Annotated in this window: 16 protein-coding genes; 4 read left to right on the forward strand and 12 right to left on the reverse strand. The window is 60.6% G+C overall.

Translation table 11 applies throughout. From position 1 onward, the window contains the following. Positions 1-121: 121 nt before the first annotated feature. Positions 122-1009, forward strand: coding sequence for an alpha/beta hydrolase (locus SH664x_RS19950; RefSeq protein WP_437203866.1), 888 nt, complete (start codon positions 122-124; stop codon positions 1007-1009). A gap of 352 nt (positions 1010-1361) precedes the next feature. On the opposite strand, the gene SH664x_RS19955 is transcribed toward SH664x_RS19950, so the two are convergent. Together SH664x_RS19955 and SH664x_RS19960 are read right to left on the reverse strand one after the other, a co-directional pair. Then, on the reverse strand, positions 1362-1652 hold the full coding sequence (locus SH664x_RS19955; RefSeq protein ID WP_437203868.1) for a putative quinol monooxygenase: 291 nt from the start codon (positions 1650-1652) through the stop codon (positions 1362-1364). Positions 1653-2003: 351 nt separating this feature from the next. Next, entirely contained in the window at positions 2004-3083 is a 1080-nt protein-coding gene (locus tag SH664x_RS19960) for a PDZ domain-containing protein (protein ID WP_437203869.1), read from the reverse strand. A gap of 275 nt (positions 3084-3358) precedes the next feature. Here SH664x_RS19960 and ilvD point away from each other — a divergent pair, with 275 nt between their 5' ends. Further along, entirely contained in the window at positions 3359-5038 is a 1680-nt protein-coding gene (gene ilvD / locus SH664x_RS19965; protein WP_437203871.1) for a dihydroxy-acid dehydratase, read from the forward strand. 307 nt (positions 5039-5345) lie between these two features. Here ilvD and SH664x_RS19970 read toward each other — a convergent pair whose 3' ends face one another. The 7 genes from SH664x_RS19970 to SH664x_RS20000 form a co-directional block, all read right to left on the reverse strand. Then, entirely contained in the window at positions 5346-6896 is a 1551-nt protein-coding gene (locus tag SH664x_RS19970; protein WP_437203874.1) for an efflux RND transporter periplasmic adaptor subunit, read from the reverse strand. A gap of 294 nt (positions 6897-7190) precedes the next feature. Further along, positions 7191-9167 (reverse strand): Hsp70 family protein, encoded by a 1977-nt coding sequence (locus tag SH664x_RS19975; protein ID WP_437203876.1) that lies wholly within the window; start codon positions 9165-9167, stop codon positions 7191-7193. 241 nt (positions 9168-9408) lie between these two features. Next, complete coding sequence (locus SH664x_RS19980) at positions 9409-9894, reverse strand: N-acetyltransferase family protein (protein WP_437207277.1); 486 nt, start codon at positions 9892-9894, stop codon at positions 9409-9411. Between the two features lie 143 nt (positions 9895-10037). Next, complete coding sequence (gene nadC / locus SH664x_RS19985; RefSeq protein WP_437203878.1) at positions 10038-10925, reverse strand: carboxylating nicotinate-nucleotide diphosphorylase; 888 nt, start codon at positions 10923-10925, stop codon at positions 10038-10040. A gap of 114 nt (positions 10926-11039) precedes the next feature. Next, a complete protein-coding gene (locus tag SH664x_RS19990; RefSeq protein ID WP_437203879.1) occupies positions 11040-11855 on the reverse strand; it encodes a helix-turn-helix domain-containing protein in 816 nt (271 codons plus the stop codon). Positions 11856-12121: 266 nt separating this feature from the next. Then, complete coding sequence (locus SH664x_RS19995) at positions 12122-14890, reverse strand: serine/threonine protein kinase (RefSeq protein ID WP_437203882.1); 2769 nt, start codon at positions 14888-14890, stop codon at positions 12122-12124. 166 nt (positions 14891-15056) lie between these two features. Beyond that, the gene (locus SH664x_RS20000) at positions 15057-15350 is read right to left on the reverse strand and encodes a hypothetical protein (protein WP_437203883.1); all 294 of its coding nucleotides are present in this window, start codon (positions 15348-15350) and stop codon (positions 15057-15059) included. A gap of 235 nt (positions 15351-15585) precedes the next feature. On the opposite strand from SH664x_RS20000, the gene SH664x_RS20005 reads away from it, so the two are divergent. Next, positions 15586-16305 (forward strand): metallophosphoesterase family protein, encoded by a 720-nt coding sequence (locus SH664x_RS20005; RefSeq protein ID WP_437203885.1) that lies wholly within the window; start codon positions 15586-15588, stop codon positions 16303-16305. A gap of 79 nt (positions 16306-16384) precedes the next feature. Then, on the forward strand, positions 16385-17389 hold the full coding sequence (locus SH664x_RS20010; protein WP_437203886.1) for an NAD-dependent epimerase/dehydratase family protein: 1005 nt from the start codon (positions 16385-16387) through the stop codon (positions 17387-17389). Positions 17390-17566: 177 nt separating this feature from the next. Here the strand turns inward: SH664x_RS20010 and SH664x_RS20015 are convergent, their stop codons facing one another. From SH664x_RS20015 to SH664x_RS20025, 3 genes are all read right to left on the reverse strand, one after another. Beyond that, a complete protein-coding gene (locus SH664x_RS20015; protein WP_437203888.1) occupies positions 17567-18556 on the reverse strand; it encodes an acyl-CoA desaturase in 990 nt (329 codons plus the stop codon). Positions 18557-18960: 404 nt separating this feature from the next. Beyond that, positions 18961-19890 (reverse strand): YihY/virulence factor BrkB family protein, encoded by a 930-nt coding sequence (locus tag SH664x_RS20020; RefSeq protein WP_437203890.1) that lies wholly within the window; start codon positions 19888-19890, stop codon positions 18961-18963. Positions 19891-20001: 111 nt separating this feature from the next. Further along, positions 20002-22788 carry a c-type cytochrome domain-containing protein gene (locus tag SH664x_RS20025; RefSeq protein ID WP_437203891.1) on the reverse strand — a complete coding sequence of 929 codons (2787 nt, stop codon included), beginning with the start codon at positions 22786-22788 and terminating at the stop codon, positions 20002-20004. Positions 22789-22833: the final 45 nt, after the last annotated feature.

Raw genomic sequence — 22833 nt, forward strand, 5'->3', positions numbered from 1 at the left:
GACAGCCCCACGGACCCGTTTCCACGTGCGCGTTCCTCGGATGTTCAATCCGGAACGGAACGTTGAAACGGCCCTGCATCAGCAGTACGCTGCACGCTCACCTACTAATGGGAGAGACGTGATGCGACGCTGCCTTGCCCTCTGTTTACTGGCATTGAACGGGTTCCTGACCGGCAGCGTGGACGCTGCACTTCCAGAACCGATTCCGCTGTGGCCCCAGGGAGCGCCGGGGGCTGTCGGAACGGATGCCGACGACCAGCCTTGCCTGTACCTCTTTCCGGTTCCTGCGGAAACCAGCACCGGCACGACCGTCATTGTGTTTCCGGGGGGAGGCTATCGGCATCTGGCGATGCAGCACGAAGGCGAAGATGTCGCCCGCTGGCTCAACACATTCGGCGTGACGGCGGTCGTGCTGAAATATCGCCTCAGCCCGAAGTATCGCCATCCTTCACCGCTGCAGGACGCCCAGCAGGCAGTTCGGTATGTGCGGGCCAACGCCGAGAAACTGCAAATCAATGGCGCCCGGGTGGGGGTCTGGGGATTCTCGGCCGGCGGACATCTGGCAGCCACACTGTCGACTCATTTCGACAACGGTCAACCGGATAGCAGTGACGTTCTGGCCCGGCAAAGCTGCCGACCGGACTTCGCAATTCTGTCGTACCCGGTGATCTCGTTTGGTGAAGACTTCACACATTCGGGTTCGCGGAAGAATTTGCTCGGTGAAACTCCCGACCCGGAGCTGGTGAAATCACTCTCCAATGAAACTCAGGTGACTGCCGACACGCCCCCCACGTTCCTGTTTCACACCAGTGCCGATAAAGGGGTTCCCCCGCAGAACAGCATCGCTTATTACCTGGCGCTGCATAAAAACGGTGTCCCGGTGGAAATGCACATCTACGAGCCGGGCAAGCACGGGCTGGGACTGGCTCCCAATGATGAGCATCTCAACGCCTGGAAAGATCGTCTCGCCGCGTGGCTGAAGCTGCATGGCTGGCTGACCAAAAGCTAGAGGATCTTGGCTTTTGAGGTCAGGGTACTCGCCACGCGGATGTGAGCATTTCACCAAATGAAACGCTTGCTGCGCGGGCACAGGACAGAGCAACCTGCCCTCGCGCCAACCCCATTCACGCCGGACGTCCTCGATGCCGAGCCCAAAAGTCCCGTGCCAGCTGCACGGGACTTTTTTTGTCCCTGAAAAGGAGCCCCATGGGGAGGCAGTCTTGCCAGCGCCGGAGTGAGCGCTGGCCAAGCAATCTGCCCGACAGCGAATCTCGACGATGTTTGGCCTTCTGGCGGCGGAATACCTCGCGTTCAATCAAAGTTTGTCGCCGCAACGCCGCCACACTTCCCCGGAATCGGGGCTAACCTTCGATGGTTGACCAGATCCGCAGGTCACGTTCGGCGACCCATTGTGGTGCCAGGCTGGCGAAATACTTCAGGTGCTCGGATTCGCAATGAGCATCAAACGCAGCCTGGTCGTCGTACTTCTCGTAAAGAAAGACCTTATCCGGCTCCTCTTCCCGCCAGCAGACGTCGAACTGGCGACAACCGGTCTCGCGTGTCAGCGAACGTTGGGCATGTGCACAGACTTCCCGGCGAAACGTTTCAATCTGTCCGGGCTGTACGCGAAATTCAACGGTCACCACCAGCATGGAATCGGCTCTCGGTTTGAAGACAAGGGACTCGAATCGAGCAGGTTGCTCTGTCCTGTGCCCGCGCAGCAAGCGTTTCGTGTGCTGAAATGTTCATTTCCGCGTGGCGAGAACGAGGACATCAACATCAAAGATGCTCGAGACTCCGCCCCTGACAGGGGGGAGTCATCACCGATCATCGCGACGAGGACTCGTGCCGTCAATTCGAGGGAACGACGCTGTCTCAGGCTCCAAAGAGTGCGTGGGCGATGCATGAACAGCCCTCGCTTTGCAGTGCCGCTGAAAACGCACCTGAAAACGCCCCGAGACTAACGGCACGCTGGAGACCATTCGCTCCCCCGCGGTGGGGGCTCAATCGACCGAGACCGGCACCGAAGGAGGAGAAGGCTCCTGGCTGGCCAGCGGGGGTGCCGGCGGGGGATATTTGCCGAGCTTCATGTCGTCGACGAGCGGGACAATCAGGTCGGCGGGCAGAATGTAACTTTCCACGCGACCCGCCCGGGCAATGTTGATCCCCACCGCTTTCCCGTCCAGTGCGATCACCGGACCGCCACACTCTTCCGGACGAATGACGCTGTCGTGCTGATACACCGCCGCAAAGCCATCCTGACGCTCACTGAGCGGACCATTCAATTGGTTGTGAAACGAAATCTGCGCCAGCGCCTGATCAAAGGGCCTCGCCAGCCTCACCCCGGCGAGCAACTCTTCCTGCTCGCGCCGTACGAGCAGATCAACTGTGTCTCCCGCGTGATAACGAAGGAGCGTCTGTTCCAGCGTCCGTCCCGATTCGACCAGTTGGTCATTGACCTTCAAGACCAGATCTCCTTCCCGCAGCCCGGCAGCCAGTGCTCCGCTATGGGGTTGAACGGTGCGAATGCGCGGAACTTCAAAACTTTCGAGGGTCACTCCCATCACTCCCCGCCCTCGGACCGCGACCGCACGTCGGGCAGCGCTCAGCACCCCGACAGCAACGGGATCTGCGGTTGGAGAAACCGTGACCAGCCAGCTGCCGATATCCGGCGCCTCGAAGTTCCAGCGAATGGGAGTCAACGCGTCGGCCGAAATTTTCAGCAGCGCCAGATCATGCTGCAAATGATAGCCCCGAAATTCAAACTGCAGCCGTTGTCCTCCGGGCAGTTCAACACGCGTGGCATGTTCCAGCTGGCTCGCCTTGGTGATAATCCAGCCATCGGGAGCGACAACTGTTCCGAGGGCCACCTGATCATCCTCGGCGAGAATTCGCACGGTCGAGCGGCTGGAGGGAGCGGCGAGCCCCTGAAACGCATTCCGGATCAGTCGTCCGCTGACCAGATAGCTCTGCGGCAGATGGGTCACCGATTGCTGCGCCGACAGGCTGGGGGACAATCCCGCACCAATTGCCAGAACCAGCAAACAGCTGCTCCGCGACAGGAGATGGCGAACTTGGATCATGGCAACGCCTTACCCCGCAAGAGGACTCAAGCGAATGTTATCGTATACAGCCCGGCAAATTCATCGCAACGGGAGCGACCCAAACTTCCGTCCCGGGGGCAAAATCCGCTTCGGAAGTTCTCGGGGGGCCAATCCCTTCGCCGCGGTCGTCTCCCCACCGTTCAACACTCGACGCTGCTCTGCGGATTCGTCAAACTTGCCGATTCGAAATTCAAGCTGAACCCGGATCACACTGTCAGTGTCAACTGCCGTAACAGGATCCCGCCGGAAGAACCATGAGCGCACTCAACAAAATTTCTGCCCGTATTACCCAGCCACGCTCCCAGGGCGCGTCACAGGCGATGCTGTACGCGACCGGCCTGGACGAAGCCGACATGAATAAAGGGCAGGTCGGCATCGCCAGCTGCTGGTACGAGGGGAACTCGTGCAACATGCATCTCCTCGAGCTGGCCGCCCAGGTAAAGAAGGGAGTCGCGGCGGCCGGACTGGTCGGCATGCGGTTCAACACCATCGGCGTCAGCGATGGAATCTCGATGGGAACCGAAGGGATGAGCTTCTCCCTGCAGTCCCGCGACCTGATCGCAGACTCGATTGAGACGGTGATGGGAGCGCAGTGGTATGACGGTCTGATCACGCTCCCCGGCTGCGACAAGAATATGCCGGGCTGCATTATGGCGATGGGACGGCTCGATCGGCCGGCATTGATGGTCTACGGCGGCACCATCAAGCCGGGCTGCTCCTCCAAGGGAGAAAAGCTGGATATCGTCTCGGCCTTTCAGTCGTATGGCCAGTACCTCGCCGGTGCGATCTCCGATGAACAGCGCCAGGAAATCGTGCGGAAATCCTGCCCCGGCGCCGGCGCCTGCGGCGGAATGTACACCGCCAACACCATGGCCAGCGCCATCGAAGCGATGGGCATGTCACTCCCCTACTCCTCCTCGATCCCCGCGGAAGATCCCGCGAAGCTGCAGGAGTGTCTCGACGCCGGCGCAGCCATCCGCCGCCTGATGGAACTGGAACTGACTCCCCGCAAGATCATCACCCGCGAAGCGCTGGAAAATGCGATGGTGGTGGTGATGGCTCTCGGCGGCTCCACGAATGCGGTGCTGCACCTGCTGGCGATCGCCCGCAGCGTCAATGTCGAACTCACCATCGATGACTTCCAGAAAGTCTCGGATCGGGTTCCCTTCCTGGCCGACCTGAAGCCTTCCGGAAAGTTCGTCATGGAAGACCTTCACGATGTCGGCGGGACTCCCGCTGTGCTGAAATATCTCCTGGATGAAGGCTACCTCAATGGCGACTGCCTGACGGTCACCGGAAAAACGCTGGGAGAGAACGTCGCCAACGTCCCCGGCCTGAAGAAGGGACAAGCTGTCGTTCACGATCTGCAGCACCCCATCAAAAAGACCGGGCACATCCGCATCATGCGGGGGAATGTCTCGCCGCTGGGTGCGGTGGCCAAGATTACCGGCAAGGAAGGGCTGACGTTCACCGGCCCGGCACTCTGTTACGACAGCGAAGAAGAGATGCTGCACGGGCTGGAGCGGAAGGAGATTCAGGGGGGCGAGGTGATCGTGATTCGTTACGAAGGCCCCAAGGGGGGACCGGGCATGCCCGAGATGCTGACTCCGACCAGCGCTCTGATGGGTGCCGGCCTGGGAGACAAGGTGGCCCTGATCACCGATGGCCGCTTCTCCGGCGGTTCGCACGGCTTCATCATCGGTCACGTCACTCCCGAGGCCCAGGAAGGGGGGACGATCGCCCTGCTGCAGAATGGCGACATCATCACCATCGACGCCGAAAAGAACGAGATCAACGTCAACCTGACCGACGAAGAACTGAACGCCCGTAAGGCGAACTGGCAGGCTCCTCCGTATAAGTTCACGCGGGGGACGCTCTACAAGTACATCAAGAACGTTTCCAACGCGTCACTGGGCTGCGTCACCGACGAATAACCCCTCTCTTGGCTGACAACGGACGATTCCCAACCCGGGATCGTCCGTTTTTCTTTTGATCCACGCCATGTGGCATTGGTGCATCGACAGGTCGTTCTGCACGGGGATGCACCCGGCAGGCATCACGTTGTCAGCGGACCGTTTGAGCGTGCGTCGGGCACAGTTCGCAATGAACCGGTTCGAGCTAGACGGACGTCACGCAGGCTCTCCGCTCAGCAGGAAAGCGCTCCCCGGAGGCGGTCACCACCGGACCACAGGGGCAGACTGACGCCAGGGACGTCATCGCCGGGTTTTCACGGCACCGACCTTACAGCGCCGGCAACGACCACTTGCTTTCGCCAGCGTCGGCATAGGTGCGGCTCTGCAGAGCGTTGATCCGCTGGGCACAGGTGACCCGGGGGCGCAGGACGACTTCTTCCCCGTCCTGCAGTCCTTCCACAATTTCCGCACTGCTCTCGTTGATCAGACCGACCGTGACCGGCCGGGTTTCGATGTTATTCCCTCGGCGGACAAAGGCGGTCATCTGACCACCGATATCAACGATCGACGAGAGGGGAACAGTGAGCGCGTCAGAACGGCGGTCGGCCAGGATGTCGACCATCGCCGACATTCCCGGAGCAATCTTCTTTCGGGCTTCACTGTCCACCGTCAGACTGACCAGCACTCCGTATTCCCGCAGATCGGGATTCGGGAACCGGCCGGTAAAGGGGACACTGGAGACCATCGTCACTTCTCCGGCATAGGACTCCGACGGAGCCGCATCGACGCGAACCTGAACTGCGTGCCCGGCCTGGATCATCCGAATCCGTGATTCGTGCATCCGGACCCGCACCACCAGCTGATCGCGATCGGGCAGCAGCGCGAGCATTTGCCGGGGCTGAACGGTAATGCCTTCCGTGATCATCTGGTTGTCACGACGGTGGATCATCACTTCCCCGGCCCGGGGAGCCACGACGGTGCAGGCGGCAATCGCCTGCTCGTAGCGGAAGACGTCCCCTTTCAGAATCTCAACCGATTTCTGGCAGGCCCGCAACTGAATCTCGCGGAACCGATTGGAAATGCTCACCCGCATTTTGGCCCGTTCAAACTCGTTGTGGGCGATGTCCGCTTCCGCCTTCATCTGGGTCAGCGTTCGCTGGTGGGTAAAGTCGCGGAAGACTTCCAGATCCGATTTCGCGGCCTGATGAGCCTGGGCCGCGCGCATCAATGCCAGACGCTCGTTCTCGGCGTCGATCGGCGCTTTGTAGCCGACACGGACCATATCGGAGACGAATTTGTGCTTATCCTGCGCCCGGCTCCACTCCTCTTCCGCCAGAGCCACTTTCGCCTCCAGCGTATGCAGCTGCTGCGGGTATCCCCCCTCCTGGTAGCCGGCGAGGGACAGATCGGCCAGCGTGACCGCCAGCTTGGCGGCCTCAATCCGATTCTCGTTCGTCAGCTGCTGGATCTGCTGCTCCTGACGAGCCCGCTCCAGCTGGGCTTCCGCGTTGACCAGCGCAATCTGACGGACCTTGAGACGTTCATCCAGTGCGGATGTATCAAACCGGGCAATGACCTCACCCTTCTTGACCCGTTGTCCATCGGGAGCAATCCACAACAGGCGGGTGGGCCACTCGCACTGGCTGCGAATATAGACATTCTCCACCCCTTCCAGCTCACCCCGCGACGAAACAACCAGTTCCATCGAAGACCGCGAAGCGGCGACAAAGCCATCCGGAGGGACGACGGGAAAGTTTTCGCCGACACCGTATGAGATGACGGGGATGCAGAGAACCGCAGCCAGAATGACCAGCAGGCAGATGCGGCGAAACGTCAATGCGGTGCACAAGGACGTATGCCGAATTGGGGAGTTCGTCATGGTGTCCAACTTTGCATTCTCTCGATTCATCGGGAAAACGGTCGCGTGAGGCAGGAGTGACCGCTGACGAAATCGACAGAATTTTTATGGGGAGGTCGGGGAGCGCGAGTGGGACTCGCAACCGAGGTAGTCTAACTTTTCGGGGTTTCGGCTTCCAAGCCAGAACCACATCAAATTAGAGAACTTTGATTTTACGGTTGATTTTCGCGGGCATTTCTGATTCTCCCGCCATGTCTGCGAGGAGAAACCTGCGATCAACAAACCGTCAATTCGATGTTCACCCCTAAAATCGTCCTATTGGTCCCGCTTCTTGCGAAGATTCTGCCCCCCAGTCTCCCGCGGAGGGGGAAGGACCGGGATCGGCTCGGTCTGATCAGTATGGATTGACGCGTTCTCGTCTCCGGGAAACGGTTGCAACGGCCGGGAGGGGGCCGGTTTGTTTGTTTTTTTCGAGTCACAACGACGGCATTCCCCGCGGAGGCCCAGGATGGCACCGCATTGATTGCAGAGCGGAACAGGCCGATCCGCGTCTTCCAACTTCGAACGCCGGACGGGGGGGATCAGCGGGGCCGCCTGTGTTCTTCGCCCACCGCCGGGAGGGTCCTGTGACGGCACAACATCAGGGGACGGTTGCGATTTCGGATTCCGGGACGGCGTACGGACGACGGTCGCGGTCGGCAGGTCCTGATCGGAGGGGATCATCACGAACGGATCGATCACCGGCGGAGCGGGAGTCGGCACTTGCTGTCGCTGCGGCGGAGTGCGGGCGATGACCGTGGTGGCTGCGGAACCACTCGTGAGATCGATCGCCTCGACATGAATCCGGGCTTCTTCGTCGTAACTGATCGTCACTTCCACCGGGGAACCGGCCGGCATGTTGTCGGGAAGCCCCGTGATCTTGCAGTCACCAATCTCGACATAGGGCTCTTCCGCAGCGGTTCCACTCTCGATGATATGCAGGTGAACATAGTTCTGATTGGGGAGCGCCGTACCGAAGCGCTGACGGTAGGCACACGGCAATGGCGTGTTCGCCGGAATCAGATAATGGGCCCTGCGCTCGGCCGACTCTTTGTCGCGAACCAGAATGCCGAGTCCTCGTCCACTGACGCTCTGCTGACGGACCTGCCCCAGCTTGGCCTGCGCAGTTCCCAGCAGCGATGTCGATTCCAGCTTGCGGCCACTTTGCAGCATGCCGGCATAGTAGGCGGCTCCATGACAGATCGACTGGTCGGGCGACAGAGTGTGATTCGGGGTTGTGCCGCTGATCCGGTTCAACATGTTCCGCACCATCGGCATGCGTGAGGAGCCTCCGGTCACGAGAACCGCATCCACCTGAGCCCAGCCCCGACCCTGGGTCCGCAGCAGCTGATTGGTGATCGTCGTCAGACGTTCCAGCAACGGATGAGAGAGGAGTTCAAAGTAGTCCCGCTCGATCACATAGGCCTTGCGGCGACCTTCATGCTGCACCACCAGCGTGGAACGGGGACGGACACTCAGACTCCGCTTCACCTGTTCGACTTCCAGGGTGAGTGCCTGCAGGCTCTCCCGGTCGAGTCGGGGATCGCTGATCGACTGTTTGATGTATTCATCACAGGCAAACTCTTCGAGCAGCTTGTTCCAGTCGAGCCCTCCGAGCTTGAGATCTCCCCCCGAAGCCAGCACCTGCACATTGGACTTGTTGTACTTCACCAGCGACAGATCGAACGTCCCGCCCCCCAGGTCAAACACGAGCACCGTCTGCTCTTCCGCCAGTTCCGCAAACCACATCCCCTCGCCCAGCACATAACAAAGCGCAGCCGCCACCGGCTCATTGATGATGTCGACCCGTTCCAGTCCTGCCTGCAGGCCAGCTTCGACGGTATCCTGCCGCTGCAGATCGCTGAACTGCGCGGGAACCGTGATCACCGCGTGACGAATCTTCCCCAGCACTTCTTCCGCGCTGGTCAGCAGACTTTTCAGAATGAACGCTGCGATATCTTTCGGACGGTATGGGCGACCATCCATCACCCACACCTTGTTGCGGTCTCCCATGAACCGCTTCGCATGCAGGACCGCCCGCTCCGGATAGGTGATCGATTGTCGCAGTGCTTCCGTCCCGACCAGCACTTCATGTTCATCGAACAGGACGACGGAAGGCGTCGACAGCTCTCCCGCCGAATTCGCCGCCGTGACCGGCTGCCCTTGTGAAGTCAGATAGGCCAGAGAGGAATACGTTGTCCCCAGATCGATTCCCACGGGAACCGTCGCAGCCCGGACATTCCCAGTCGCCATGCAGCACCTCTGCCAAAGATGAGACCAGATCCACTTCCATCGTAGCAGGCTCAGCGGCCGGAATCCCCGGACTCAAGCATTCGTGGACCGGGTGACGGGCAGACAGCCGCCCCCTGTGATGCGACGCCCTCACGAAAACGGGGAACCTGACGTCAGATCCACCCGATTTCCGATAACAGAAAAAAAGCTGCTCAAAGAATTGGCGACAATGCGGATCCGTACGGTTTTTCCGGAACGGGGCTCAGTCCAGCCGCTGAAACATCACCAGGGCGTTGACATCACCCTGCTCGGGATGGGCAAAGGCCCCGGGAAGCGTGCCGACGACCTGAAAGCCGATCGACTTCCAGAGCCGGACCGCCGTCAGGTTTGTGCTGACCACGAAATTGAACTGCATCGCCCGATAACCTTGAGCACGAGCCACCTCCAGCGAATGCAGTCCCATCCGCCGGGCAATTCCCCGCCGGCGCGCCGCAGTCGAAGTCGCATAGCCACAGTTGGCGACATGTGCTCCACCACCGGGATAATTCGGCCGCAAATAGAAGGTGCCCAGAATGGCTCCCTGTTCCTCCGCAACATAGACCTGACGATCCGAATGGAACCAGAACGCGAGCGCCTGTTCGCGACTCATTTCGCGAGGAAGTGCGTAAGTGACCCCTTCCCGGATCACCGGGTTCAGAATTGCCCAGACCCCCTCGGCATCGTCGGGACCTGCCCTTCTGATGGTCAGCTGCGAGTCTGACGAAGCGGGAGAAGAAGCGCTCACTGGAACCTCACTCGATCGAACGTGAACAGAACAGGAGTCGCTACGCCGGGATCACTCGTGGCCAGTCGACGAATGAACTGCGCCGGGCTGCGTAGGAGCCACCGGCGTTAACCTCCCCAGTCGAAGCCGATGTCGAGCGCGGGGGCGGAGTGCGTCAGCGCGCCAATGCTGATCCGGTCGATCCCTGTCCGGGCAATCGCCGCGACTGTGTTCAGGTTCACTCCCCCCGAAGCTTCCAGTTGAACCGTCGGAGCCAGGGAATCCCGCAGGGCAAGCCCTTCGGACAGCTGCGCGGTCGACATGTTGTCGAGCAAAACGATATCGGGCCCAGCGGGAAGCACCTCCTGCAGCTGAGCGAGGGAATCGACTTCCACCTCGACAATCATCCCCTCGGGGGCCTGACGGCGGGCTTCCCGAATCGCATCGGCCAGTGAATGCCCCGACTCCAGCCACCAGGCCAGATGATTGTCTTTGATCAATACGGCGTCATACAGGCCAATCCGATGATTCTGCCCGCCGCCGCAGCGGACTGCGAACTTCTGCAGTCGTCGTAACCCGGGCAGGGTCTTGCGGGTGTCGAGAATTACCGCCCGAGTCCCTTGGACGGCTTCCACATAGGTGCGAGTAAGCGAGGCGACACCGCTCAGCAGCGTCAGGAAGTTCAGCGCAGTCCGCTCGGCCGTCAGGAGGGTCCGCATGGAACCTTCCACGGTGGCGATCACCGTTCCACTCTGCAGCGGCGCACCGTCACGGCAATGCAGGTCGTAGCGGACATTCGGGTTGAGCTGCTCGAACACCTGCCGGGCGACCGCCGCTCCCGACAGCACCCCCGCAGCACGCGAGACAATCTGCACCCGCCCCTGAGCCGACTCCGGGACCAGCGAATCGGTGGTGATGTCAGACAGACCCGCAAGATCTTCTGTCAGCGCGAGAGAAATCAGCTGCCGGGCGTCGGCAATTTCGTCCGCCTGCATCAGGACAGTGGAAGGTGACATGTCGCACGCTGTTTCAGGAGAAGAAAAACAGGAGTTGACCCTGCTCAGGGTGCAGGGGGAGTCTGCACCGGCTCGAACAGCTTGCGGGCGAAGACCTCGAGATCCTGATAGGACTCACAGCAGGCACTGTACCGCATTCGCGCGCAGGGCATCGGTAATGCCGGCACCGCCAATCACCAGGGCGACATCGTTATCCTTCGCCAGCTGAGACAGGCTGTCGTAGGCCACCAGAAACATCTCGACGTCACGAATCACCGACATGCTCAGCCAGAACAACCTGGGCCGGGTATCACAGATGGCCTGTCGCAACGAGAGCAGTGGCAGCATGCTGCCGAGTGAACTCGCGCGCCAACCCAATTCCCGCAGCACGAGTTCCGCCATCGACGATGCCAGCGTATAAGAATCCCCGTCGACTGTTCCCCCGACCGCCAGGGGGGCTGTGGGGGGGAGTTCGGGCAGGGCCCGACGAACTTCGTACACGACCCGCTGGCAGAGTTCGTTCGCCCGGCGCTCCTGATAAACCGCCAGCTTCCCCGCTGCGAGCCGACCGGAAATTTCCTGATAGGCGCCGTGCAGCAGGTCATCGCAGATGACGCTCATCGGAATTTTGGCGAGGTAGGCGTTCAATACAATTTCGACGCCGACTTCTTCGTTCCCCTCCACCATCGCCTGAATCAGCCGATCACGCTGTTCCACGACTTTCCGGACGTGACCTCCCAGAGTTGCCGGAGGGAGGCCGAGCAGCTCGGGATGACGAATTTCGTATCCGAACTTCCGGAGAAAGGTCAGCACACCATTGACCGGCAGCCGGCGATGACCTCCCGCGGTGCGGACAGACGGAATTAAACCTTGATCACACCAGCGTTTCAGCGAAGACTCGCTGACATCAATGGCCTGGGCAACCTGCTTCGGGGTAACCAAATCTTTCACGCAAATCCGCTTTTCTACGACCGTACTCGATGTGGGCTCAGGTGATTTTAGACTTCTCGGCTGTGATACCAAACGAGTCCACAGAAATCGCCCGAAAGCCCCTGCCCCATCACGCTCTGCCGGTCTGCAGCTGAAGTGCTGCTGTTCGGGGACTGAAAGACCAGCCGTCACACGTCGGCTGCGGAGACGGCCCTTTCACCGCGGGGAGCGACGCTCTCTCACAGGCGAATCGCCTGCTGCGTGGGGACTGCAGAGAGCAAACTGCTTTAATAGCCGGCCGAACTGGTGCGAGGACTGGAAGGGCGGGCGGGCTGTGGAAACTTCACCGGCAGACGTGGAAACATCCAGTCAACTCCGGCATTTTGACGATCGCCCGAGGCGTTCTCCGCAGGATTGATAAAATCGGAACTCTCGTCCTGACGGAGATGGAGATCGGATGGCTGGATGGTGTGCAGAGCGGTCCAGTCCATTTCCATCGGCAGTTCCAGCAGATTGACATCGACCAGATTATGTGGATGCGTGCCGAACTGGTCGGCCGTCAGGCGATGCACATCCAGAAAGCGGGACGATGTGGACGTGATCACGCAGAGTGGACCGGCGAGTTGAAAAAAACTCGGGTCACGATGATTAGCCACCAGCAGTCGGTCCAACAGCGATTCATAGCCTTGATGTCCGCTGATCGAGACCAAAGGATACTCTTTCTGATCCACCCGGATCACGCTGTCACTGATCGCGAGTTGCAGTTCGGGGAGCGTGCCATGCTCTCCGGAGGTTGCCTGCATGACACCCCGTCCGAGGACCGCGGTGACATGACTCAGGGCCAGATGGATCGCCTCCTGCGAACCGGCTTCGACATAGTCATTTTCCGTCGACTCCGAACCATCGATCCGCAACAACGACCAGGCCAGTGCCAGACCGACGTTATCCAGCCGATAGTTGGCACTCTGCACATCCCGTTGACAGGCAAAGTCCATTTGTCCCCGGCAGAGGCAGCCGTTGAGCTCGACGGAGGTCTGTCGGGCATTCATCCGATCGGACAGCAGGGCGCCGATTTCTGCATCGGGACTCATGGGAACATGCACCAGCATGGCCGGCAGCATCTGGGGATTCACCATCGTGAACGACACCCCTCGCGCCGTCAGCATCGACTGGCTTTCCAGCGACAGCAGGGCCCATTCGGAAGTGGAATCGGGGGTGACGACCATTTCGAGATCAAGGTCGTACAGTTCGATCACTCCCCGCTCGACACGCAGCATTTCGACCACACGTGAGAACGAGCCGCTCTGATTTGTCCCCGTCAGGTCAAACCGGAGGACAGGGCGATAGCCGGGTGCGGGCCGGATACGAAGACGCTTGTTGAGCACCTGCAGGGTTTCGGTCACCGTGAGCGTGCCGTTACTGCGAATTTCAATCACGGCATTGTCGACGGCAGCCAGGCAGGCAGCCGCAAGCGTGGGCATCGCCTGATTCTCTTCAGGCCCCGGTTGCAGAATCATAATCTGATCGGTTGGTGCCGGAGGAGCCAGTGGAGTCTGTGTCTCAACGGCAACAGGGGGTGCGCCCAGGGACGATCGGACCGGTTGCGGCAACGGGTCAATCGTCGGCACCGGAACCGTCGACGGAGGGGGAGTGGCCGAGTCGAGCAGTTGCTTCAGGCTCTCCTGCAGTGCGATCAGCCCTTGAGGAAGGGGAACCTCGGGAGAGGCTGACGACGGGGCAGGATCTGCCGGCACGGAGGGATTGGGAGTGCTCGCCACCTGAGGGGGATCCGGGACCGGGAGGACGATTTCCGGAGCCGCAACCGGGCCCGCTGGAAGCGGAATGGATTCACCCGGGGAAACATCGGGAGCCGCACTGTGACGAGGCTGATCGAGATGCAGCTGATCGATGCCGAAGACCAGCACCAGGAGCAGTGCCCCGACGGTCATCCAGGTTCGCGTCCCTTCCCACCACGGACTTTTCCGTGAAGCGAGCGGCGCCCGCCAGATCATCGATTCCGGAGCGGCCGGTTCGAGCCCCAGTGCATTCGCAATCGGCAGCAGATCGCTGATCAGGCTCTCGGCCGACTGGTACCGCTCATCGGGGTTGCTGGCCATCATGCGCTGCACGACGCGGGAGAGCTGCGGGCTGACGCGTAGATTCTTCTGTGCGGGATCGGGAGCGGTCGAGCGGTGATGGTTCATCACCTTCTCAAACATCGTGCCGGTCGGATAGGGGGGCTCTCCGGTCAACATGTGATAGAGAGTACAGCCGAGCGAATAGATATCGCTGCGAACGTCGACATTGCGGGCATCCATCGCCTGTTCGGGAGCGATATAATCGAACGTCCCCAGTGCGGTTCCGGCAATGGTCAAATCGCGGGAAATTTCGGGATTGATCTGCCGGGCCAGACCGAGATCGACGAGCTTGGCCCGTCCGGTCGGCGTGATAATGATGTTGGAAGGCTTGATGTCGCGGTGGACGACATTGGCTGCCGAAGTGTTCCGCAGGGCTTCCGCAATCTGCAGGGTGAAGCTGACGGCGTCGCTGGGGTTCAACCGCCCCCGCTGGGCAATGAAGTTGCGGACGTTGGTCCCGGTCACAAACTCAAAGGCGATAAAATGGAGCCCGTGCTCCTCGCCGATGTAATACACCCGGGCGATGTTGTCGTGATCCAGCCGGGCCGCCGACCGCCCCTCATTCTGGAAGCGGACCACCGAATCGGGATCAGAGGAATGGTCCGGAGCCAGAACCTTCAGCGCGACCACGCGATCCAGCCGCTGGTCGATCGCACGAAACACCGCCCCCATTCCGCCGCGGCCGATCCGCTCCTCGATCACAAAGTGTCCCAGTGAGAGACCTGTCACGGGAGGAATGCTGGCGGAATCTTCTTTCGCTTTCGGGGGAAAGAGCTGGCTGACCAGATCGTGATAAGCAGCGCGAGGGACGACCGGCCGGGGTTCCGCAGGCAAGGGCAACCCCTGCGGCAGAGGACGCACGAATGTGAGTCCCAGACCGCCCGTGGCACCCGAGGGATGACTTCCCGAATCCGGCATCAGCCCGCAGTCCTTCTTTCCCGATCCCTGATTGACATGTCCATCTTCCGATTCTGCGAAGCGGCCAAGCCGGCCGGCCCAGCCTGTTGCACGGTCCCGACCGGACTATCGTAGACCGCAATGGATCGGGGGTGGGCCATTCTGCTTTCCACCCGCTTCCGGTTTCTCAGCCTGTGTTTCGTTTGACATCATGATCGATCGCAACCAGATATTCGGAAAGCTGTGTGGTCAATTGTCGTGAGAAATCGTCCGATTCCAAGACGGTGTCGACCGCATTGCGAACCGTGCGATCACTCGCATCGTTAAACCCCGAATGATCAGACCCTTGCCGTGCCATCCGAAGCAGCCCATGAGCCTTGGGGATGAATCCGTGTTCCAGATGATGAATCAGCTCGCGACAGAGCCGTTCTGCTTCCGTCAACTTGTGCTGCAGCGTCATGTTGTCGAGATGTTGGCTCATGGGCTACTCTGTTACGAGAGAACACGTACGAGAGAACACGACCGATCGCCGGACCAGATGTCCCGGCGTAAGTGCGGATTGCCGAAACTGCAGAAGGGAGTCACATTGTAACCTGTCTGCGGGTCACAGCGTCAAACGGTTTCAAAAAATTCACGATTCGACGCCCCCGGCCCACCCTCACCGTTTTCGACAGAATGTCTGTCACCGGAACAACTTCCAGCGTTGGCCATCGACCATGCGTACTCTTGTCGTCGCCGACATCCATTCCAATTGGGCGGCCTTACGGTCCATTCAGGAAGAGTTCGACCGCTGCATCGTCCTGGGAGACATTGTCGACTACGGAACGCATCCCCTCCCCTGTATCGACTGGGTCCGTCGTCATGCGGATGCGACGGTGCGGGGGAATCACGATCATGCCGTGGCTCAAAGAGTGGTCGCCACCGGAAGTTCGGGTTTTCGTCGCCTGGCTGCGGCTGCCCGCCCCTTGCATTGGGATCTGATCGACCCGCAACGGACCAAGTTCCTGGCGAGGCTGCCGGTCACCGCACACTTTCGAGCCGATCAATGGAATATGTTGCTCGTGCACGCCACCCCCCGTGATCCGATGGATGAGTATCTGGGTGAAGATGCACAGGCCTGGCGGCAACGGCTGGAGGGGGCTCAAGCGGACTTCGTCTGTGTCGGCCATTCGCACATGCCATTTCACCTGAACCTCGGTAACGTGCAGGTGCTGAATCCGGGGAGCGTCGGCCAGCCGCGTGACGGTGACCCGCGCGCGGCCTACGCCATCATCGAAGATGGACAGGTGACCTTGAAGCGTGTGGAATACGACATCGATGAATGTCTGGCGCAGATGCGCGAAGCGGGCATGGCCGATTGGGCTGTCCGCCTGTCAGAACTGGTTCTCCGACGCGGCGGCAATCTGACCCGCGAGGAAATGGACGCGATCCAGTAACCTCCCGAAGGCCGATGCTTCTTCCCCCGCGCTGCCGGGTCGATTCAATTATTTCAAAAGGATGGGAACAGCCAGAATCATGCGTGCCTTGGTCACGGGTGGAGGAGGATTTCTGGGGCGCTATCTCGTGGAGCTGCTGCTCGACCGGGGAGAGGAAGTGCGCATCTTCTCCCGGGGCTCCTATCCGGAGCTTTCCGCACAAGGGGTCGACGTCCAGCAGGGGGACCTGCGTGATGCCGCTGCGGTCGAACGGGCGGTGAGCGGCATGGACTCCGTTTTTCATGTGGCGGCTCTGCCCGGCATCTGGGGAAAGTGGGAGATGTTCCACGGAATCAACACCCGGGGAACCGGCCACGTTCTGCAGGCCTGCCTGAAACACAATGTCCGCAAGCTGATTTATACGAGCTCGCCAAGTGTGGTCTACGATGGCCAGACCCATCTCGACGCCGATGAGACGCTCCCCTATCCCGCCCGCTACCTGTGTCACTATCCTCATTCCAAAGCGATTGCAGAACGGGAGGTCCTCGCCGCCAACGGACAACAAGGGCTGTTGACGATGGCGCTGCGTCCGCACCTCATCTGGGGTCCCCGGGACAATCATTTGATTCCGAGGCTGATCCACAACGCACGGGCCGGGAAAATCGCGAGGATCGGCGATGGCCACAACCTGATCTCCATGTCTTATGTGGAGAACACCGCCGCCGCCCATCTGCAGGCACACGATGCCCTGAATGCAGGGGCTCGCTGTGCCGGGGAGGCTTATTTCGTTAATGAGCTGCAACCTGTCCGTCTCTGGGACTGGATTGATGAGCTGCTGGCTCTGGCCGGATTACCTCCTCTGCAGCGAACCGTCTCAGCGCGTACCGCGTACTGCGCCGGGGCCATGCTCGAAGCCATTTTTACTTGCCTCCGTCTCTCGGGCGAACCGCGGATGACCCGGTTTCTCGCGCTGCAGCTCAGCCAGTCACACACCTATTCCACCGAGAAGGCCCGCCGCGATTTCGGCTATCAACCGGTCGTCTCTTACGCCGAGGCGATGCGGAGGATCACTCCCGATCTGCAGCGACTGGGAGGCCGGTCCTGAAGCCCGCCGTCTGGGAATTCGCGGCTCTCGGCGTTCTGATTTGAGCCATTCCGCTCACGAAATACTTGCCGCGCGAAAATCCGGCAAGAGCAGCTGGCCCCTGGAGACGATGCAATAAAAAACGCCGCAGTCCGGGGACCACGGCGTTTCGGGAATTTGCAGTTCAATCGGCGGGACTCACACCGCTTCAGCGTGAGCTGTCCGCTCGGCGGGGATCCGGTCATCGACATCGGTCGCCTGTCCGATCGCCCGCAGGAAGCTGATGGTCCACCAGGTCATGTCCACTTCCCACCACCGGTGACCAGCCCGCGCCAGTCGCGGATGGGCGTGGTGATTGTTATGCCAGCCTTCACCGTAGCTGAGCAGAGCCACCCACCACAGATTGCGGGATGCGTCGGTCGTCTTGTAATTCCGGTAGCCCCACAGATGGGTCGCCGAGTTCACAAACCAGGTGCTGTGGTAAGCGAAGACCATCCGCACACACATGCCCCACAGCAGCATCGGCCAGCCCCCGGCGAGGTACAGCACGACTGCGGTCACCGTCAGCCACAGACCAAAGGTCTTTTCGAAGAACATCATCATCGGATCGCGGAGCAGATCGGGTGCGTAGTGCTGGTACAGCAACCGCTGCTTGCGGCTGTTGGTCTTGAGCATCATCCACCACAGGTGCGACCACCACGGTCCTTCCAGCGGTGAGTGCGGGTCTCCCGGCTGATCCGAATGGCCGTGATGCACGCGATGGGTGGCCGTCCAGTTCAGCGGTGTCCCTTCGCCGGCAATCGAGCCGATCAGCGTGCCGATGAACTTGGAGGGATTCTTCAACTTCAACGAACGGTGAGACAGGCAGCGGTGGTAGGTCATGCAGATGCCGATGCTGCATGTCAGCCAGTGCAGCACCACCGTCACCAGAATCGCCTGCCAGGTCACAAAGAACAGGGCCGCGACCGCGCCGATGTGCATCAGCGCCATCCAGCCGGCGATCACCCAGTCGACATTTTTCAGCTTCAGATTGTCACTGTAAAAGTATGCCAGCAGTTCCGCACGTTCTTTCGCGGTCTGGCTCAGCTGCTTGGGGGCAGACTTCGAACTTTCCGGAGACACGGGAAGATTTTCATCAATCAGGGAGATGCCGGCTTCAGGTTCGGCATCGAAGAGGGTCGCAGACATGATTTCAGACTTTCGCTAAGAGCAGGTATCTCGAATCGCCGGGCTCGTCCGGGGGTACTGTCGTTTGATCAAATCAAGCGGTGGTTATCAGCCTTCCGGAAGGCCTCGACGGCTCCTTGAGGCTTGATTTTCTATCAGAATCTTCGGAGCGAGTGTGTCTGGAGGTGGCGAAAGTTCAGTCAAAGTTGCGCGCGAAGTGTCAAAGCTTTGTCACCAGCGTCAACGCAACCACAAACGGTTCCCCAGAAACACCTTACAACCCCAGACACCTTGAGACACGTCCATTTTTCAGGGCGAATTTGATCCGGATCGGGAGATTTGTCACTGGCTGTGACAGAGCGTGGAGGGCTCCGTGCCGAGCGAATAGCGATCCGATCGCCCACGCGATCGAGAGCAGACTGCGTTCAAGGAACGGCAGCGACTCCGGGGGCGTTCGCAGTACTCGCCTTGGGCTGAACGAGATACCCGGGCGCCGGCACGATGCGGCTGCCACGAGTCCGGGCGAAGACCTCGGTGAACTCCGCCCCGAGGAGCAGAATCATCGTGTTGTAATAGACCCACGTCAGCAGCAGGACCAACGCCCCTCCGGCTCCATAGGCATTGAGATCGAGTCGACCCAGATAGAACCCGAGCAGATTCTTTCCCAGCAGAAACAGCAGTCCGGTGACAGCGGCTCCCACCCAGATATCGAACCATGGAATCCGCACATCGGGCAGCCACTTGAAGAGAAGCGCAAACAGCACCATCACGATCAGGAAGGTAATCCCCCCGTGCCCCGCCGTCGTCAACAACACCTCATATTCGCCCGGCAACATCTGATTCAGCGAATTGACCACGATTCCCAGCACCGTGGTCAGCACCAGCGAAGCCAGCAGCAGAGCAGCCACCACGAGGATCACTCCAAACGAAAGTGCCCGTTTGATCAGCATCTGCCGGATTGCCCCGTTGCGGGGGTCGCTCCGTACGTTCCAGACCTTGTTCAACGCCACTTGCAGTTCCGTCAGCAGACTGGTGGAGCCCACCAGCAGCACGATGATATGAATCGTCATTGCCAACGGTCCCTGTTGCAGTCGCTGAGCGGCGCGCATCATTTCGAACAGCTGGTCAGTCCCGGGAGCGCCGAGCAGCTGCACCAGCTCGGTCTGCAAGTGCTCGCGCACCACCTGTTCATTCCAGAGCAGGCTGGTCACCGTCATCACAATCAGGACCAGCGGCGGGATCGAAAAGACGGCATAAAAAGCGAGTGCCGCCGCCAACGTCATACAGCCGTCCTCCAGAAACTCCTCGACGATCTTCCTGAAGAATCGTCCTGCGGTCAGAGGGAGGTTCGGCATGATCGGCATTCAGCTGGAGACGGGAATTCTTCTCGCGTTCGATCATAACCATCGTTCGACGCGACGCGCACAAAAAGGAGCTGAATTCCTGATCGTCACGCAGCTGCGGGTTCAGGGAGCGTCTGTCGCAGGCGGCGGGTCGAACCGTTCCACCACTTCGCCGTTCTGACCGTTCCAGACCCGTACCACTCCATCTTCCCCACCGGCGATAATCCAGTGGCCATCGGCAGTGGCAGCCAGTGCATACAGAAAATCCTGAGCGCCGGTGAAAGTCGACAGTGTTTTGCCATCGGCCGTGTTCAACAGCTTCACATTCCGATCACCGCACGCCGCCACCAGACGGTCTGTGATTCCCAGATACTCCAGGGCGGTCACCTGTTTGGCGAAGCCCTCAATCGTGCGTCGCTGTTCGCCGGTTTCGGTGTTCCAGATCTTGATCGTCTGATCGGCTCCACCGCTGGCGAGCGAACTGCCGTCCGCCTGAAAGGCGACACTCAGCACGTGATCGGTATGACCTTCAAACGAGCGGACCAGCACACCGTCGGACATCCGGAACAGCCGGACAAACTTGTCCGCCGCGGCAGAGGCGAGCCAGGCACCATCCCGCGAAACCGCCAGATCGACCACCGCATCCACATGGGGATCGGGAATCGACCGGATCATCTGTCGGCTCGCGACGTCCCAGATCTGGATCTCACCACTCCGTGAGGGTTCCCCGCCTCCGGTCACCAGCAACCGGCTATCCGGACTCCAGGCGAGAGCCTGAACACGATCAATGAGCACCGACTGTTCCACATCCAGCGGAGCGTCGACAGGCGGCCCGAGAGTCCCCTTCCAGACCCAGCGTCGGCGAAAGTTCCAGATCGTCGCCAGACCTTCGGCATCCACCCCCAGCACCAGCCCGCTGGCGGTCACGGTCGTCATGACCGGGGCGGTGTCAGGATAGACAAAATGCTCGATCGGCTTGCCGTCGGTGATTCGCCAGCTCTGCACTGGCTGATCGAGGCCGGCGGTCAACAGGGTCGAACCGCTTAACGTCACCGCCAGACATTGCACCGCGCGGGCGGACTCGGCGAGTTGCTGGCGTAACGGCTCCAGCTCACCGGAGAGCTGCTGCTGCCGTTGCTGGAGTTCGGCGACCTGCCCCTGACGTTGTTCAAGCTGTTGCCGGGCGTTGTTGAGCGACTGTTCTGCCAGGGTCACATTGCGAGCCGCCGAGGTCGATTGATCCCGGGCTGCGGTCAGTGCCTGCTCCCCTTTGGTCTTCTCACCCTGCAGCGATTCCTGCTGTTTTTTTAGTGATTCATTCGCGGGCTCGTCGATCAGCTGGCTGGCGAGCTCCGTCAACTTGCGTTCCACATCGGCGAGGGTTGTCGCGGCGGCAGTGAGGGCAGTCTGCGCGGTCTGCTGCTCTTCGCGGCTTTTCTCGAGAGACGCCGAGCGCTGCGCCACGTCGTCGGTCGCGGCACCCACGGCCGCGGTCGCATGGGCCAGTTGTTGCCCGGCAATGGCCGCAGCGTCTTCGGCCCGCTGCAGCGCGAGCCGCCGCTCCAGATCGCCGGAAATCTCTGCCAGCTGTTCTCCCTGGCGGTTCCAGATGCGGACGATGCGGTTTGCGGCTGCCGCGACGATGGTGTTTCCATCGGGGGTCATCGCAACCGCCAGCACTTCCGCGCCCGCAGGATAAACCTGAATGGCCCCGCCTTCTTCGAAACTCCAGAGCCGAACCGTCTGATCCTGACTTCCCGAGACGAGACTGTTGGAGGGATTGGAGATGGCGAGCGAGGTAATCTCTTTTGTGTGCCCTGCGAACTCTTTCAGGCAGACGGACGCGGGAGCCTCTGTTGTCGGCCAGGACCAGGTACGAATCACGTGATCCGTGTGTGCGGTGACGAGTTCCGGACCCTGCCCCCGAATCGCCAGTGCTGTGGCCGGCAACTTCGTGTCCAGTTGGCTCCGGACTTCACCGGTATCGCTGTCGTGCAGTTGAATCAGTCCGGCCGGAGTGAGCGTCACCAGCGTCTGATTGTCGGGAGAAAAAGCCATCGCAACGAACTTGCCGACCTCACAGACAATCTGGGCACCGGCGGTCGCGGCTTCGGGATGCCACAGCCGGATGCAACCACTCTCCAGCAGAAACGCAGCACGGCTCCCATCGGCGGAGAGGGTCAAGGCCCGCACCGGTTCTCCCAGGGACAGTTCGGCAAGGCGGGTTGCCGGCTGGCGTTCCCAGAGCTTCACCTCTCGATAGCCACCCGAGGCGAGCAGCTTGCCATCCGGGCTGATTGCCAGTGAGTGCACGAAATCGCGATGAGCCACGCCGCCCCCGTAGAGTGGCGCCTCTTTCCTGCGCAGCCCGAGCAGCAGCGGATCAGTCAATCGACCGATTTCCTGCTGAGCGATCAGATCGTAAAGAAAAATGCGATTCCCTCGACCGGCGGCGAGGTAACGCTCTTCGGGGCAGAGAGCGAGGCTGTACACCGCCCGGTAGGTTTCCGGAATCGGCTGCCAGTCGAGCGAGCGGGACCCCTGACGTTTCCCGGCGGTGGCCCCTTCTGCAATCCACCGCTTCAGGAGTTCCAGTTCAGCCGGCGTCAGCGTGCGCGCCCGGACCTTGTTCGGCAACGGAGGCATGAACGGCTCATCATGATGCGCAGCCACTCGAAAGATCAGGCTTTCTTCCGGCTTGCCGGCAACCAGCCCCGGGCCGGAATCACCGCCGCGCAGCATCAATTCCGCTGACTCCAGCACCAGCCCCCCTTCGTGCACAGAGGAGTTGTGGCAGGCGATACAGTTCGATTCGAGAATCGGATAGAGATCTTCGTAGAAGTCGACAGGACGTTCGACTTGCGAATCAACCGGAGCTGTCGGCTCCTGCGCCAGAGTGACTGAACGCAAGGCGCAGAGACCAGACAGCAACGCCACCAGGAAGACCCGGCAACG

The sequence above is a fragment of the Planctomicrobium aquicomposti genome, assembly GCF_051466325.1.
Lineage (GTDB): Bacteria > Planctomycetota > Planctomycetia > Planctomycetales > Planctomycetaceae > Planctomicrobium.

Excerpts from the sequence above, each read along its gene's own strand:
- SH664x_RS20015 (WP_437203888.1), bottom strand. The coding sequence starts at position 18,556 with ATGTCTGCGACCCTCTTCGATGCCGAACCTGAAGCCGGCATCTCCCTG.
- nadC (WP_437203878.1), bottom strand. The coding sequence starts at position 10,925 with ATGTCACCTTCCACTGTCCTGATGCAGGCGGACGAAATTGCCGACGCC.
- SH664x_RS20000 (WP_437203883.1), bottom strand. The coding sequence starts at position 15,350 with ATGAGCCAACATCTCGACAACATGACGCTGCAGCACAAGTTGACGGAA.
- SH664x_RS20010 (WP_437203886.1), top strand. The coding sequence starts at position 16,385 with ATGCGTGCCTTGGTCACGGGTGGAGGAGGATTTCTGGGGCGCTATCTC.
- SH664x_RS19955 (WP_437203868.1), bottom strand. The coding sequence starts at position 1,652 with ATGCTGGTGGTGACCGTTGAATTTCGCGTACAGCCCGGACAGATTGAA.
- SH664x_RS19960 (WP_437203869.1), bottom strand. The coding sequence starts at position 3,083 with ATGATCCAAGTTCGCCATCTCCTGTCGCGGAGCAGCTGTTTGCTGGTT.
- SH664x_RS19995 (WP_437203882.1), bottom strand. The coding sequence starts at position 14,890 with ATGCCGGATTCGGGAAGTCATCCCTCGGGTGCCACGGGCGGTCTGGGA.
- SH664x_RS20020 (WP_437203890.1), bottom strand. The coding sequence starts at position 19,890 with ATGCCGAACCTCCCTCTGACCGCAGGACGATTCTTCAGGAAGATCGTC.
- SH664x_RS20005 (WP_437203885.1), top strand. The coding sequence starts at position 15,586 with ATGCGTACTCTTGTCGTCGCCGACATCCATTCCAATTGGGCGGCCTTA.
- SH664x_RS19970 (WP_437203874.1), bottom strand. The coding sequence starts at position 6,896 with ATGACGAACTCCCCAATTCGGCATACGTCCTTGTGCACCGCATTGACG.
- SH664x_RS19950 (WP_437203866.1), top strand. The coding sequence starts at position 122 with ATGCGACGCTGCCTTGCCCTCTGTTTACTGGCATTGAACGGGTTCCTG.
- ilvD (WP_437203871.1), top strand. The coding sequence starts at position 3,359 with ATGAGCGCACTCAACAAAATTTCTGCCCGTATTACCCAGCCACGCTCC.
- SH664x_RS19975 (WP_437203876.1), bottom strand. The coding sequence starts at position 9,167 with ATGGCGACTGGGAATGTCCGGGCTGCGACGGTTCCCGTGGGAATCGAT.